The sequence below is a fragment of the Xenorhabdus thailandensis genome (assembly GCF_037996785.1).
GTDB lineage: Bacteria > Pseudomonadota > Gammaproteobacteria > Enterobacterales > Enterobacteriaceae > Xenorhabdus > Xenorhabdus griffiniae.
Genome location: NZ_JBBMXF010000012.1, coordinates 1 through 13,887 on the forward strand (window position 1 = coordinate 1; position 13,887 = coordinate 13,887).

At 46.4% G+C, this 13,887-nt stretch carries 6 protein-coding genes, 3 tRNA genes, 3 rRNA genes and 1 pseudogene; 11 read left to right on the top strand and 2 right to left on the bottom strand.

Features of this window, described 5'->3' with window-relative positions:
* Positions 1-1,211: pseudogene (locus AAC853_RS10285) on the bottom strand (enoyl-CoA hydratase-related protein); the annotation flags it as partial.
* A gap of 273 nt (positions 1,212-1,484) precedes the next feature.
* Here AAC853_RS10285 and pepQ point away from each other — a divergent pair.
* The 11 genes from pepQ to AAC853_RS10340 all read left to right on the top strand — a co-directional run bounded on the left by pepQ (position 1,485) and on the right by AAC853_RS10340 (position 12,389).
* Entirely contained in the window at positions 1,485-2,819 is a 1,335-nt protein-coding gene (gene pepQ, locus AAC853_RS10290) for a Xaa-Pro dipeptidase (RefSeq protein ID WP_340614521.1), read from the top strand.
* Positions 2,819-3,430 carry an IMPACT family protein gene (locus AAC853_RS10295; protein ID WP_340614522.1) on the top strand — a complete coding sequence of 204 codons (612 nt, stop codon included), beginning with the start codon at positions 2,819-2,821 and terminating at the stop codon, positions 3,428-3,430. Before pepQ ends, AAC853_RS10295 begins: the two co-directional genes overlap by 1 nt.
* Before the next feature lie 36 nt (positions 3,431-3,466).
* Entirely contained in the window at positions 3,467-4,918 is a 1,452-nt protein-coding gene (gene trkH, locus AAC853_RS10300) for a Trk system potassium transporter TrkH (RefSeq protein ID WP_189759032.1), read from the top strand.
* A gap of 50 nt (positions 4,919-4,968) precedes the next feature.
* Positions 4,969-5,511, top strand: a complete 543-nt coding sequence (gene hemG / locus AAC853_RS10305) for a menaquinone-dependent protoporphyrinogen IX dehydrogenase (RefSeq protein ID WP_273571134.1) — start codon at positions 4,969-4,971, stop codon at positions 5,509-5,511.
* 392 nt (positions 5,512-5,903) lie between these two features.
* Positions 5,904-7,446, top strand: a 16S ribosomal RNA gene (locus AAC853_RS10310).
* Between the two features lie 67 nt (positions 7,447-7,513).
* A tRNA-Ile gene (locus tag AAC853_RS10315) sits at positions 7,514-7,590 on the top strand.
* Between the two features lie 20 nt (positions 7,591-7,610).
* Positions 7,611-7,686, top strand: a tRNA-Ala gene (locus AAC853_RS10320).
* A 171-nt stretch (positions 7,687-7,857) separates the two neighbouring features.
* Positions 7,858-10,768, top strand: a 23S ribosomal RNA gene (locus AAC853_RS10325).
* An 87-nt stretch (positions 10,769-10,855) separates the two neighbouring features.
* Positions 10,856-10,971 (top strand): 5S ribosomal RNA (gene rrf, locus AAC853_RS10330).
* Together the 16S, 23S and 5S rRNA genes with 3 tRNA genes alongside form the textbook arrangement of a ribosomal RNA operon.
* A gap of 54 nt (positions 10,972-11,025) precedes the next feature.
* Positions 11,026-11,102 (top strand) — tRNA-Asp (locus AAC853_RS10335).
* A gap of 456 nt (positions 11,103-11,558) precedes the next feature.
* The gene (locus tag AAC853_RS10340; protein WP_340614836.1) at positions 11,559-12,389 is read left to right on the top strand and encodes an endonuclease/exonuclease/phosphatase family protein; all 831 of its coding nucleotides are present in this window, start codon (positions 11,559-11,561) and stop codon (positions 12,387-12,389) included.
* Positions 12,390-12,478: 89 nt separating this feature from the next.
* On the opposite strand, the gene AAC853_RS10345 is transcribed toward AAC853_RS10340, so the two are convergent.
* Positions 12,479-13,852: an amino acid permease gene (locus AAC853_RS10345; RefSeq protein ID WP_338884556.1), complete on the bottom strand. Its 1,374-nt coding sequence runs from the start codon at positions 13,850-13,852 to the stop codon at positions 12,479-12,481.
* Positions 13,853-13,887 lie beyond the last annotated feature (35 nt).

The following is a 13,887-nucleotide window of genomic DNA, read 5'->3' on the forward strand; positions in this document are numbered from 1 at the left end:
AGGATTTTCAACTACAGCTTCAACAACAATTTGGGATTGTTCAATACCCGTATAATTCAGGGTTGGTTGGATGGATGCCAGAATTTTGGCCATCTTCATGGCATCTAAACGTCCCCGTTCAAACTGTTTATTCAGCAACTTGGCCGCTTCATTGATACCTAAATCCAGCGCTTTTTGATTAATATCTTTCATCAAGACAGGAATACCCTTGCGCGCTGATTGATAGGCAATCCCTCCCCCATGATACCAGCACCCAGTACAGTCGCATGTTCAGGGGTTGTAACGGTTTGTAGGTGTTTCTTCGCTAGCCCTTTAACATACTGTTCATTCAGGAAGATGCCGACTAACGCACGAGCGACAGAGGTGTGCGCTAATGATACAAAACTGGCTGATTCCAGTTTTAAGGCTTCATCGCGACCGAGTGTAGCGGCTTTTTCAATGGTTTTTACCGCTGTGATTGGTGCTGGATAATGCGGGCCAGCAACCTTCATTACCATACCTTTTGCTACGGTGAAACTCATGGTACGTTCGATCTCATTGAGAGTCAGAGGCAACAATTTAGGCTGACGGGCGGCTTGCCAATCTAAATCTCCTCGAATGGCTTGTTCCAGAACTGAAACGGCAGAATCAACCAGTTTTTCAGCAGAAACGACGGCATCGATCAAGCCATTTTTCAGCGCTTCTTCAGCACCAATATCTTTTCCTGCGGAGATGATTTCGAGAGCATTATCTGTGCCAATCAAGCGTGGCAGGCGAACAGAACCCCCAAATCCTGGCATAATGCCCAATTTAGTTTCTGGTAATCCAATGCGAAGATCGGGGGATGCGATACGAAAATCTGTTGAAAGTACCAATTCACAGCCACCGCCAAGGGCATAGCCATTGATAGCCGAGATAGTCGGAACCGGAAGATCTTCTATACGGTTAAAGATATTGTTAGCGAGATTCAGTAATTCGTGCAGTTTTTCTGCAGGTGCACTGAATAGCGATAAAAATTCTGTGATATCAGCACCAACAATAAAAGCTTGTTTTTCAGAGCGTAGCAGTAACCCTTTTAGTTTAGTCTCTTGCTCAAGGGTCGCAACGGCTTTATCCAGTGAAGTGACCGTTTTTGTGTCTAATTTATTAATTGCAGCCGGTGCATTGAAAATGAGTTCAGCAATGCCATCTTTTAGCCATTTTACTTGAATAGTTTCACTTAGGTAGAGCATGTCATTCTCCTCAATGAGTGCATACCATCTGGTATGACCAGATGTGGTTGATTGTGATTACTGTGTTAATTTAATGCAAACTGATGATTAATTTTTTGTAGGGCGGATCACAGGTAAGATTTATGGCAGAGAACAATGTATTTTGTTAATGCTTTGAAAAATATAACTATATTAGTTTAGTTGTAGAGAATGCGTTTTTTGCGTGATAGCTCCGACGATAATGAATTGTGGTAATATTTAAGCTCCTGCCAAAAAATCAAAAGGCTAATTAAGATGGAAAAGTTGGCATCTCTGTACCAAGAACATATTAAAACCTTACAAAAACGTGCCCGAGAAATCTTAGAACGAACTCAGTTTGACGCCTTGCTTATTCATTCAGGCGAATCATTACGGGTTTTTCTGGATGACAGCCATTATCCGTTTAAGGTAAATGCACACTTTAAGGCTTGGGTACCTGTGACCAAAGTGCCTAATTGCTGGTTGTGGATTGATGGTGTCAATAAACCTAAGCTCTGGTTTTATTCACCAGTAGACTATTGGCACAGCGTAGAGCCACTACCTAGTGGCTATTGGACTGAAGTCATAGAAATGATTCATTTGGCAAAAGCTGAAGATATCAGTATTAAACTGAATGGATTATCAAAACAGAACACTGCTTATATTGGTGAACAAACGGAGCGTGCTAAATCCTTGGGTATTCTTGAGCACAATATCAACCCAAAAGCTGTCTTGGACTACTTGCATTATCACCGTTCATATAAAACAGATTATGAATTGGCTTGTATGCGTGAGGCCCAGAAAACCGCCGTTAATGGTCATCTGGCAGCCTATGATGCATTTTTGTCTGGTGTGAGCGAATTCGAAATCAATATGTTCTATCTGATGGCAACAGGGCACCGTGATACCGATGTTCCTTATGATAATATTGTTGCCCTGAATGAAAATACGGCTGTTTTGCACTACAACAAATTACAGCAGAGGGTTCCTGCGGAAATACGCAGTTTCTTGATTGATGCGGGAGCGGAATATCATGGTTATGCCGCGGATATCACCAGAACCTACGCAGCAAAATCTCATAACGATTTCGCTTCACTGATAAAGGATTTGAATGAAGAACAACAGGCGCTCATTGGTACAATTAAAACGGGAGTTCGATATACCGACTACCATATTAATATGCATCAACGTATAGCCAGGATACTGAAAAAACATGATATTGTTCATGGGATCAGTGAAGAAGGTATGGTTGGGACAGGATTGACGACGCCATTTTTCCCACATGGACTCGGCCATCCTTTAGGTTTGCAAGTGCATGATGCAGCTGGGTTTATGCAAGATGATGGCGGAACTCATCTGGCAGCACCGGAGAAGCATCCTTATTTGCGCTGCACCCGTATTCTGGAGCCAAGAATGGTTTTGACCATTGAGCCTGGGATCTATTTCATTGAAACATTATTAGCGCAGTGGCGTGAAAGCGAATATCGTCAACATTTTGATTGGAAAAAAATTGAAATGTTGAAACTTTATGGTGGTATTCGTATTGAAGATAACATCGTTATTCACGATGGAAAAATTGAAAATATGACCAGAGAATTACAATTATCGTAATGAAGCCTTATTTAATTCCTGCGGCTTCAGTCAGCTTTACTGAAGAAATAAAAAAGAGTCGTTTCATTACCCTGCTGGAGCATACCAGCGGGGTGGATGAGGCTAAGTTATTTATCCAAAGTATTAAAGAGCAATATCCTGATGCTCGGCATCATTGTTGGGCTTTTGTGGCAGGAGCGCCGGATGATTCCCAACAGTTAGGGTTTTCTGATGATGGCGAACCTACCGGAACCGCTGGCAAGCCGATGATTGCCCAGTTAATCGGAAGTGGTCTGGGGGAAATTACCGCTATATCTGTTCGCTATTTTGGTGGCATAAAACTTGGTACGGGTGGTTTGGTCAAAGCCTACGGCAATGGGGTACAACAAGCTCTGAAGCTGTTGCAAACCGAATACAAAGTACCGCAGAAGTTATACCAGTTACAGTGTGAATATTCGCATATTTCAATGGTAGAACAGTTGCTACACCAATTTTCTGGGCAGGTGATCGCCAGTGATTATGCTGAAAATGTCACGTTGCAAGTCTCGCTGCCAGCTACCCTTGTTGGTGAGATAGGTGATAAATTACGGGACTTGAGCCGTGGGGCTTTGTTTTTAATACCAAAATCATAACTATTCTTCATATCGGATTTCTAAGGAACCAGCCGAATGCATTTTCGCGCCATAACCCGTATTGTTGGACTACTTGTCATTCTTTTTTCTGTCACAATGATTATTCCGGGGCTGGTCGCATTGATCTATCGCGATGGCGCAGGCAGGGCATTTAGCCAGACATTCATCTTTGCTCTCGTCATTGGTTTAATATTGTGGGTACCTAATCGCGAACAAAAATCTGAGCTTAAGCCGAAAGAGGGCTTTTTGATTGTTGTCCTATTCTGGACTGTGTTGGGAAGTGTGGGTGCATTGCCATTCATTTTCTCTGAAAAACCCAATCTTTCAGTCACAGATGCCTTTTTTGAATCATTTTCTGGCTTAACGACCACTGGCGCGACGACGCTTGTTGGTCTCGACTCCCTTCCCAAAGCTATTTTGTTCTACCGACAAATGTTGCAATGGTTGGGGGGGATGGGGATTATCGTTTTGGCTGTGGCGATCTTACCTCTGCTTGGTGTGGGGGGAATGCAGCTTTATCGTGCAGAAATGCCAGGGCCGTTAAAAGACAATAAAATGCGTCCTCGTATTGCAGAAACGGCAAAAACGCTTTGGCTGATTTATGTTTTGTTGACCATTGCCTGTGCCCTGGCATTGTGGGCTGCGGGGATGCCGGTGTTCGATGCGATTTCTCATAGCTTTTCTACCATCGCTATTGGTGGATTTTCTACCCATGATGCCAGCATCGGTTTTTTCAATAGCCCAGCCATCAACACGATTATTGCCATTTTCTTATTGATTTCGGGCTGTAATTTTGGTTTGCATTTCGCGGTTCTTTCTGGACGAAGCTTGAACGTGTATTGGCGTGATCCAGAGTTTCGGATGTTCATTACTATCCAGTTGGCACTATTGGCAATCTGTATGCTGATATTATGGCAACATTCCGTTTATGAATCAGAATGGGAAGCGTTGAATCACGCTTTTTTTCAAGTTGTCTCCATGGCGACAACAGCCGGATTTACAACGGACTCTTTTGCCAATTGGCCTCTTTTTCTGCCTTTTCTGCTGTTATGTTCTGCATTTATAGGGGGATGTGCGGGTTCAACGGGAGGTGGCCTCAAAGTTATCCGTATTTTGTTGCTATTCTTGCAAGGATCGCGTGAATTAAAGCGATTAGTGCACCCGAATGCAGTGTATACCATTAAATTGGGACGGCGAGCATTGCCGGAACGAATTATTGAAGCAGTCTGGGGTTTTTTCTCTGCTTATGCACTGGTTTTCGTTGTCAGTATGTTGTTATTGATCGCAACAGGTGTTGACGAATTTTCTGCTTTTTCCGCTATCGCCGCAACATTGAATAACCTGGGACCCGGTTTGGGGGTGGTTGCTGATAACTTTACAACCATGAATCCGGCGGCTAAATGGATATTGGTTGTCACTATGTTATTTGGACGTTTGGAAGTGTTCACATTATTGGTGTTGTTTACACCGACTTTTTGGCGTGAATAGTGAACGATTGAATTTTTATATGTGATTCTCTGTTTAATAAGGGCGTATCTATGAGTTATTTGTTGCTTTATTCTACCCAAGATGGACAGACTAAAAAAATTATTACCCGTATCGCAGAGAACCTTCGTCGTGCTGGTATTAAGTGTGAATTAAGAGATCTTTCTACCGTGAAACAAGTCAATTTGACGCCTTACCAAAAAGTAATGGTAGGTGCGTCGATACGTTATGGCCGTTTCAATTCTGTATTGCATGATTTTGTCATTCGCCATCAACAACAATTGAACCAAATGCCAGCAGCTTTCTTTGGCGTCAATTTAACGGCGAGAAAGCCAGAAAAAAGAACGCCAGAAACGAACGCTTATGTACGTAAGTTTTTAATAAAAAGTCCGTGGCAACCTGATTTATGCGGAGTTTTTGCGGGAGCGCTACTTTATCCACGTTATCGTTGGTTGGATCGCATCATGATCCAGTTCATTATGCGAATGACCGGAGGAGAAACAGATACGACGAAAGAAGTCGAATACACCGATTGGGAACAGGTAGATCATTTTTCTGAGAAATTTTTGCAAATAACGTGTGATAAAACGTCTTAAAAACAGCCTTTCTGCTGGTTATTGCCTCGTTTTGAGGAAAAAAACCACGAACAGACAGAAATTTAAAAAAAACTATTGTCAGCGCCGTAAAACTCCCTATAATGCGCTTCCGTTGTCACGACAAACACACAAACCGGTCGGGATGACAACGTGAAAAGCCCTGGGAAATAAGGCTTGACACGGTAAGAGGAAAGCGTAAGATACGCAGCCTCGCAACCCGGAAGACGCTTCCGGTTGCCAACGCTCTTTAACAAGTTAATCAGACAATCTGTGTGGGCACTCGCAAGAGACTATCGAATCGCCGCAAGGCAAAAAAGATTCAAGTCTTAAAGAGTGACTAAGCAGTTAATTCATTATGAACTAACAGTGAAATTCTTTGAGCATCAAACTTTTAATTGAAGAGTTTGATCATGGCTCAGATTGAACGCTGGCGGCAGGCCTAACACATGCAAGTCGAGCGGCAGCGGGGGAGAGCTTGCTTTCCTGCCGGCGAGCGGCGGACGGGTGAGTAATGTCTGGGGATCTGCCCGAGGGCGGGGGATAACCACTGGAAACGGTGGCTAATACCGCATAATCTCTAAGGAGCAAAGTGGGGGACCTTCGGGCCTCACGCCTTCGGATGAACCCAGATGGGATTAGCTAGTAGGTGGGGTAATGGCCCACCTAGGCGACGATCCCTAGCTGGTCTGAGAGGATGACCAGCCACACTGGGACTGAGACACGGCCCAGACTCCTACGGGAGGCAGCAGTGGGGAATATTGCACAATGGGCGCAAGCCTGATGCAGCCATGCCGCGTGTATGAAGAAGGCCTTCGGGTTGTAAAGTACTTTCAGTGGGGAGGAAGGCACAAGGTCGAATACACCTTGTGATTGACGTTACCCACAGAAGAAGCACCGGCTAACTCCGTGCCAGCAGCCGCGGTAATACGGAGGGTGCAAGCGTTAATCGGAATTACTGGGCGTAAAGCGCACGCAGGCGGTCAATTAAGTTAGATGTGAAATCCCCGGGCTTAACCTGGGAATGGCATCTAAGACTGGTTGGCTAGAGTCTCGTAGAGGGGGGTAGAATTCCACGTGTAGCGGTGAAATGCGTAGAGATGTGGAGGAATACCGGTGGCGAAGGCGGCCCCCTGGACGAAGACTGACGCTCAGGTGCGAAAGCGTGGGGAGCAAACAGGATTAGATACCCTGGTAGTCCACGCTGTAAACGATGTCGATTTGGAGGTTGTGGCCTTGAGCTGTGGCTTCCGGAGCTAACGCGTTAAATCGACCGCCTGGGGAGTACGGTCGCAAGATTAAAACTCAAATGAATTGACGGGGGCCCGCACAAGCGGTGGAGCATGTGGTTTAATTCGATGCAACGCGAAGAACCTTACCTACTCTTGACATCCACGGAATTCTGCAGAGATGCGGAAGTGCCTTCGGGCACCGTGAGACAGGTGCTGCATGGCTGTCGTCAGCTCGTGTTGTGAAATGTTGGGTTAAGTCCCGCAACGAGCGCAACCCTTATCCTTTGTTGCCAGCACTTCGGGTGGGAACTCAAGGGAGACTGCCGGTGATAAACCGGAGGAAGGTGGGGATGACGTCAAGTCATCATGGCCCTTACGAGTAGGGCTACACACGTGCTACAATGGCAGATACAAAGAGAAGCGACCTCGCGAGAGCAAGCGGACCTCATAAAGTCTGTCGTAGTCCGGATTGGAGTCTGCAACTCGACTCCATGAAGTCGGAATCGCTAGTAATCGCAGATCAGCATGCTGCGGTGAATACGTTCCCGGGCCTTGTACACACCGCCCGTCACACCATGGGAGTGGGTTGCAAAAGAAGCAGGTAGCTTAACCTTTTGGAGGGCGCTTGACCACTTTGTGATTCATGACTGGGGTGAAGTCGTAACAAGGTAACCGTAGGGGAACCTGCGGTTGGATCACCTCCTTACCCAAACGATAGTGATTGTGCAGTGCCCACACAGATTGTCTGATAAAAGAAGAGACGGAAACGAAATAGGCTTGTAGCTCAGGTGGTTAGAGCGCACCCCTGATAAGGGTGAGGTCGGTGGTTCAAGTCCACTCAGGCCTACCAATTTTTCTGTCCGGTGACATGGGGCTATAGCTCAGCTGGGAGAGCGCCTGCCTTGCACGCAGGAGGTCAGCGGTTCGATCCCGCTTAGCTCCACCATGACTCTTCTTGACTTTAATGATTTCAGAACGCATCAAACGCGGTGTGTTGTGAAATCATTGCTCTTTAACAATCTGGAACAAGCTGAAAATTTGAAACCGTCAATGTTATGGAATGATAACATTGGTGAAACTCTCAACACTCCGACCGGAAGACTTCTTCGGGTTGTGAGGTTAAGCGACTAAGCGTACACGGTGGATGCCTAGGCAGTCAGAGGCGATGAAGGACGTGCTAATCTGCGAAAAGCGCCGGTGAGCTGATATGAAGCGCTATCAGCCGGCGATGTCCGAATGGGGAAACCCGGTGCAATCCGTTGCACCATCATTAACTGAATCCATAGGTTAATGAGGCGAACCGGGGGAACTGAAACATCTCAGTACCCCGAGGAAAAGAAATCAACCGAGATTCCCCCAGTAGCGGCGAGCGAACGGGGAGGAGCCCAGAACCAGCATCAGTGTGTGTGTCAGTGGAAGCGCCTGGAAAGGCGCACAGTAAAGGGTGATAGTCCCGTACACGAAGAGACACAGGCTGTGAGTTCGATGAGTAGGGCGGGACACGTGTTATCCTGTCTGAATGTGGGGGGACCATCCTCCAAGGCTAAATACTCCTGACTGACCGATAGTGAACCAGTACCGTGAGGGAAAGGCGAAAAGAACCCCGGCGAGGGGAGTGAAAAAGAACCTGAAACCGTGTACGTACAAGCAGTGGGAGCCTTGATTTATCAGGGTGACTGCGTACCTTTTGTATAATGGGTCAGCGACTTATATTCTGTAGCAAGGTTAACCGCATAGGGGAGCCGCAGGGAAACCGAGTCTTAACTGGGCGTTAAGTTGCAGGGTATAGACCCGAAACCCGGTGATCTAGCCATGGGCAGGTTGAAGGTTGGGTAACACTAACTGGAGGACCGAACCGACTAATGTTGAAAAATTAGCGGATGACTTGTGGCTGGGGGTGAAAGGCCAATCAAACCGGGAGATAGCTGGTTCTCCCCGAAAGCTATTTAGGTAGCGCCTCGTGAACTCATCTTCGGGGGTAGAGCACTGTTTCGGCTAGGGGGTCATCCCGACTTACCAACCCGATGCAAACTGCGAATACCGAAGAATGTTATCACGGGAGACACACGGCGGGTGCTAACGTCCGTCGTGAAGAGGGAAACAACCCAGACCGCCAGCTAAGGTCCCCAAGTCATGGTTAAGTGGGAAACGAAGTGGGAAGGCTCAGACAGCCAGGATGTTGGCTTAGAAGCAGCCATCATTTAAAGAAAGCGTAATAGCTCACTGGTCGAGTCGGCCTGCGCGGAAGATGTAACGGGGCTAAACCATGCACCGAAGCTGCGGCAGCGACACGTTAGTGTCGTTGGGTAGGGGAGCGTTCTGTAAGCCGTTGAAGGTCCACTGTGAGGTGGGCTGGAGGTATCAGAAGTGCGAATGCTGACATAAGTAACGATAAAGCGGGTGAAAAACCCGCTCGCCGGAAGACCAAGGGTTCCTGTCCAACGTTAATCGGGGCAGGGTGAGTCGACCCCTAAGGCGAGGCTGAAAAGCGTAGTCGATGGGAAACAGGTTAATATTCCTGTACGGGCCCGAATTGCGATGGGGGGACGGAGAAGGCTAGGCAAGCCGGGCGACGGTCGTCCCGGTTTAAGTGTGTAGGTGGGCTAACTTGGCAAATCCGGTTGGCCATGACACTGAGGCACGATGACGAGGCACCACGGTGCTGAAGTTGCTGATGCCCCGCTTCCAGGAAAAGCCCCTAAGCTCCAGATTCGGGTCCATCGTACCCCAAACCGACACAGGTGGTCAGGTAGAGAATACTCAGGCGCTTGAGAGAACTCGGGTGAAGGAACTAGGCAAAATGGTGCCGTAACTTCGGGAGAAGGCACGCTGGCGTTAGGTGAAGGAACGTGCGTCCGGAGCCGAGGCCAGTCGCAGATACCAGCTGGCTGCAACTGTTTAATAAAAACACAGCACTGTGCAAACACGAAAGTGGACGTATACGGTGTGACGCCTGCCCGGTGCTGGAAGGTTAATTGATGGGGTTATCGCCTCGGCGAGAAGCTCTTGATGAAGCCCCAGTAAACGGCGGCCGTAACTATAACGGTCCTAAGGTAGCGAAATTCCTTGTCGGGTAAGTTCCGACCTGCACGAATGGCGTAATGATGGCCAGGCTGTCTCCACCCGAGACTCAGTGAAATTGAACTCGCTGTGAAGATGCAGTGTACCCGCGGCAAGACGGAAAGACCCCGTGAACCTTTACTATAGCTTGACACTGAACATGGAGCCTTGATGTGTAGGATAGGTGGGAGGCTTGGAAGTGTGGACGCCAGTCTGCATGGAGCCATCCTTGAAATACCACCCTTGAATGTTTGATGTTCTAACGCCGGCCCGTTATCCGGGTTGCGGACAGTGTCTGGTGGGTAGTTTGACTGGGGCGGTCTCCTCCCAAAGTGTAACGGAGGAGCACGAAGGTTAGCTAATCACGGTCGGACATCGTGAGGTTAGTGCAAAGGCATAAGCTAGCTTGACTGCGAGAGTGACGGCTCGAGCAGGTACGAAAGTAGGTCTTAGTGATCCGGTGGTTCTGCATGGAAGGGCCATCGCTCAACGGATAAAAGGTACTCCGGGGATAACAGGCTGATACCGCCCAAGAGTTCATATCGACGGCGGTGTTTGGCACCTCGATGTCGGCTCATCACATCCTGGGGCTGAAGTAGGTCCCAAGGGTATGGCTGTTCGCCATTTAAAGTGGTACGCGAGCTGGGTTTAGAACGTCGTGAGACAGTTCGGTCCCTATCTGCCGTGGGCGTTGGAAGATTGCAAGGGGCTGCTCCTAGTACGAGAGGACCGGAGTGGACGCACCACTGGTGTTCGGGTTGTCATGCCAATGGCACTGCCCGGTAGCTAAGTGCGGAAGAGATAACCGCTGAAAGCATCTAAGCGGGAAACTTGCCTTAAGATGAGTCTTCCCTTACCCCTGGAGGGTACTGAAGGGACGTTCGAGACGAGGACGTGGATAGGCCGGGTGTGTAAGCGTTGCGAGACGTTGAGCTAACCGGTACTAATGAACCGTGCGGCTTAACCTGACAACACCGAAGGGGTTTTCGGGAGTGGAAAGAGAGACGGGTTTCAGCGTAGAAAAGCAGCTTGTTCGGGATTGAAAACAGGATTTGTCTGGCGGCAATAGCGCGGTGGTCCCACCTGACCCCATGCCGAACTCAGCAGTGAAACGCCGTAGCGCCGATGGTAGTGTGGGGTCTCCCCATGTGAGAGTAGGGCACTGCCAGACATCAATTTATAAGTGTTGCCGGCACAAAAGGCAGCAAGAAAAAAGAAATTCGGTGGTGCGGTAGTTCAGTTGGTTAGAATACCGGCCTGTCACGCCGGGGGTCGCGGGTTCGAGTCCCGTCCGCACCGCCACCGTATTTAGAAAAAGCCCTGAAAGATATCTTTCAGGGCTTTTTCTATTGTCTAATCTATAACTTATTTTATTGCTTATATCCTTATCAATGTATTTTATTCCATTAAGGCAATGAGATTTTAATGTCTAGTGGAATAATAACGGCTCCTATAAATTAATTAACATTATCAAAAATAATGTTAATTAATAATATCCTCACATACCTTTAACTAAGACAGATTTATTTCTTAAATGTAATATTTTTTGATACTTATCAAAAATATTAATATTTATTTTTTTAATATTAAGTAAATCACGCTACTAATTTTAATGAATAATTGTTTTACCAATATGTTGTGTTGTTATTATATCGTTACACAATCATGCTGATTTTTTAAGCGTTGGCGATTGAAATCAATGACTAAGATGCCATATTAGTGGAAGTAAAGGTGTTGAGGTAAGTTGGGGGAAACTTGATCAGGAATAGTTATTTAAGAAAAAGCTGGGCGAGAAAAAATTACGCTCAAAAAAATTTTGCCATGAGATATGTTGCTGGACAGCCTGTGGAACGCGTTTTTCCCACTTCTAAGCAATTACTTGAGAATGCGTCGTTACCACGAGGAGAACCGCTTCTTGAGCATAATCATGAGCTTTCTGTTGCCATCTGGAATATCTACAAACAACAACGGCCATCATGGCAACATGTTTTGGCTTCTTTGATTGAGAAAAGTGATCTTGTCTTACTGCAAGAAGCACAAACGACGCCAGCCTTATTGAGATTTATTACAGACAGTGGCTTGGTCGCGGATCAGGTTCCTGCATTTGCTATTCCTCAACATCCATCAGGAGTGATGACATTAGCATCGTCTTCACCAGTTTATTGTTGCCCGCTACGTGAAAAAGAACCGATACTTAGATTATCTAAATCGTCATTAATTACAATTTATCCATTGCCAGATCAACGTCAGTTAATGGTGATAAACGTGCATGCTATTAACTTTAGCCTTGGTGTTGATGTTTATAGTCGACAACTCAATAACATTGGTATGCATATCAGCTTACATAATGGCCCTGTTATTTTTGCTGGGGATTTTAATGCATGGAGTCGGCAGAGATTAAAAATATTGGAACGTTTTGCTCGCCGTATGCAATTGAAAGAAGTACATTTTAATGACGATCATAGGACAATTGTTTTTGGCAAGCCGTTAGATTTTGTCTTTTATCGCGAACTAAAAGTTTCCTATGCAGCAGTTGTCATGACGGGTGCGTCTGATCATAACCCGTTGATAGTGAAATTTTCTTTGTGATGATAATTGATGGGATTACTGTTCTTGCAGGAGAAGAATATAAAAAGCGTCGATGCTTACCGACGCTTTTTGAGACAGACTTTCATCGCTTACTGATTAGCAGAACGTTTTTTCTTTACGCCGAAGAAATAGGCTAGAGTCAAAATAAATACCCAACCTAGACCAACATATAGCGCGTCTCTTGTTTGCTCAAAATAGCCCAGCAATACGATGATACTGACCATGAAGACGAGTGTGATTGCAGGAGCGACAGGCCACATCGGGATTGGAAATTTCAGTGTCTTGACTTCTTCTGTACTCATTTGGCGACGCATGGCAATCTGCGAGATTAAAATCATCAACCATACCCAGACAGTTGCAAATGTAGCGACAGAAGCGATAAGAATGAAGATCTCGTCAGGGATCAGATAATTTAGCACTACGCCAAGTAATAGAACTGCAGTCATGACAAGAACCGTCATCCATGGCACGCCATTACGAGTTAATTTTTTGAATGATTTAGGGGCTTGTCCTTCCTGTGCCATACCATACATCATTCTGCCAGCACCAAAAATATCACTATTGATAGCGGAAATAGCCGCGGTAATCACGACCACATTCAGAATATTTGCCGCTGAATTGATTCCCAAATTAGAAAAAATCTGTACAAATGGGCTGCCATCCTGACCAATTTGATTCCATGGATAGATGCTCATCAGGATACATAGAGTCAAGACATAGAAGATCAAGATACGAAATGGGACCGCATTAATTGCTTGAGGGATCGTTTTTTCTGGATTTTTCGCTTCACTGGCCGTGATACCAATGACTTCGATGCCACCAAAAGCGAACATAACAATGGCGAATGAAGCTATCACGCCACTGATACCATTTGGCATAAAACCGCCATTTTCCCATAAATTGGACAGGCCAGTTGCGTGCTCAGTTGCTTGTCCGAAGCCGTAAAACATAATGGCAAGGCCACCGATAATCATGGCAATAATGGCAGTGACTTTAATGATTGAAAGCCAGAATTCCATTTCACCAAAGATTTTTACGTGACACAGATTTAAGGCACCAATAAAACAGACAATCCCTAAAACCCAAATCCACTGTTCAACATGCGGGAACCAGAGCTTCATATATGTGCCGAATGCGGTAATATCAGCCAGGCAAACAAATAGCATTTCAAGAATGTAGATCCAGCCAGTTAAAAAACCGGCCAAAGGCCCCAAATAATGGCTGGCATATTGCGAAAAAGAACCAGAAACAGGATGGTGGACGGCCATTTCGCCCAGTGCTCTCATCACGATAAATACGGCAGCACCGCCGAGTAAATAGGCTAGCAATACAGCGGGGCCAGCTTGCTGTATCGCTGCTGCTGAGCCATAAAACAGCCCCGTACCTATTGCAGAGCCTAAAGCCATAAAGCGGATGTGCCGCACGCTTAGACCCTGTTTAAGCTGATTTTCATTATTTTGCATTCGTTATTCCCATCTATCCTTTCAGCCTGAGAGTA

What these genes read in the sequence shown, in the direction of transcription:
- hemG (WP_273571134.1), top strand. Translation starts at nt 4,969, where the DNA reads ATGAGTTATTTGTTGCTTTATTCTACCCAAGATGGACAGACTAAAAAA.
- pepQ (WP_340614521.1), top strand. Translation starts at nt 1,485, where the DNA reads ATGGAAAAGTTGGCATCTCTGTACCAAGAACATATTAAAACCTTACAA.
- AAC853_RS10345 (WP_338884556.1), bottom strand. Translation starts at nt 13,852, where the DNA reads ATGCAAAATAATGAAAATCAGCTTAAACAGGGTCTAAGCGTGCGGCAC.
- trkH (WP_189759032.1), top strand. Translation starts at nt 3,467, where the DNA reads ATGCATTTTCGCGCCATAACCCGTATTGTTGGACTACTTGTCATTCTT.
- AAC853_RS10295 (WP_340614522.1), top strand. Translation starts at nt 2,819, where the DNA reads ATGAAGCCTTATTTAATTCCTGCGGCTTCAGTCAGCTTTACTGAAGAA.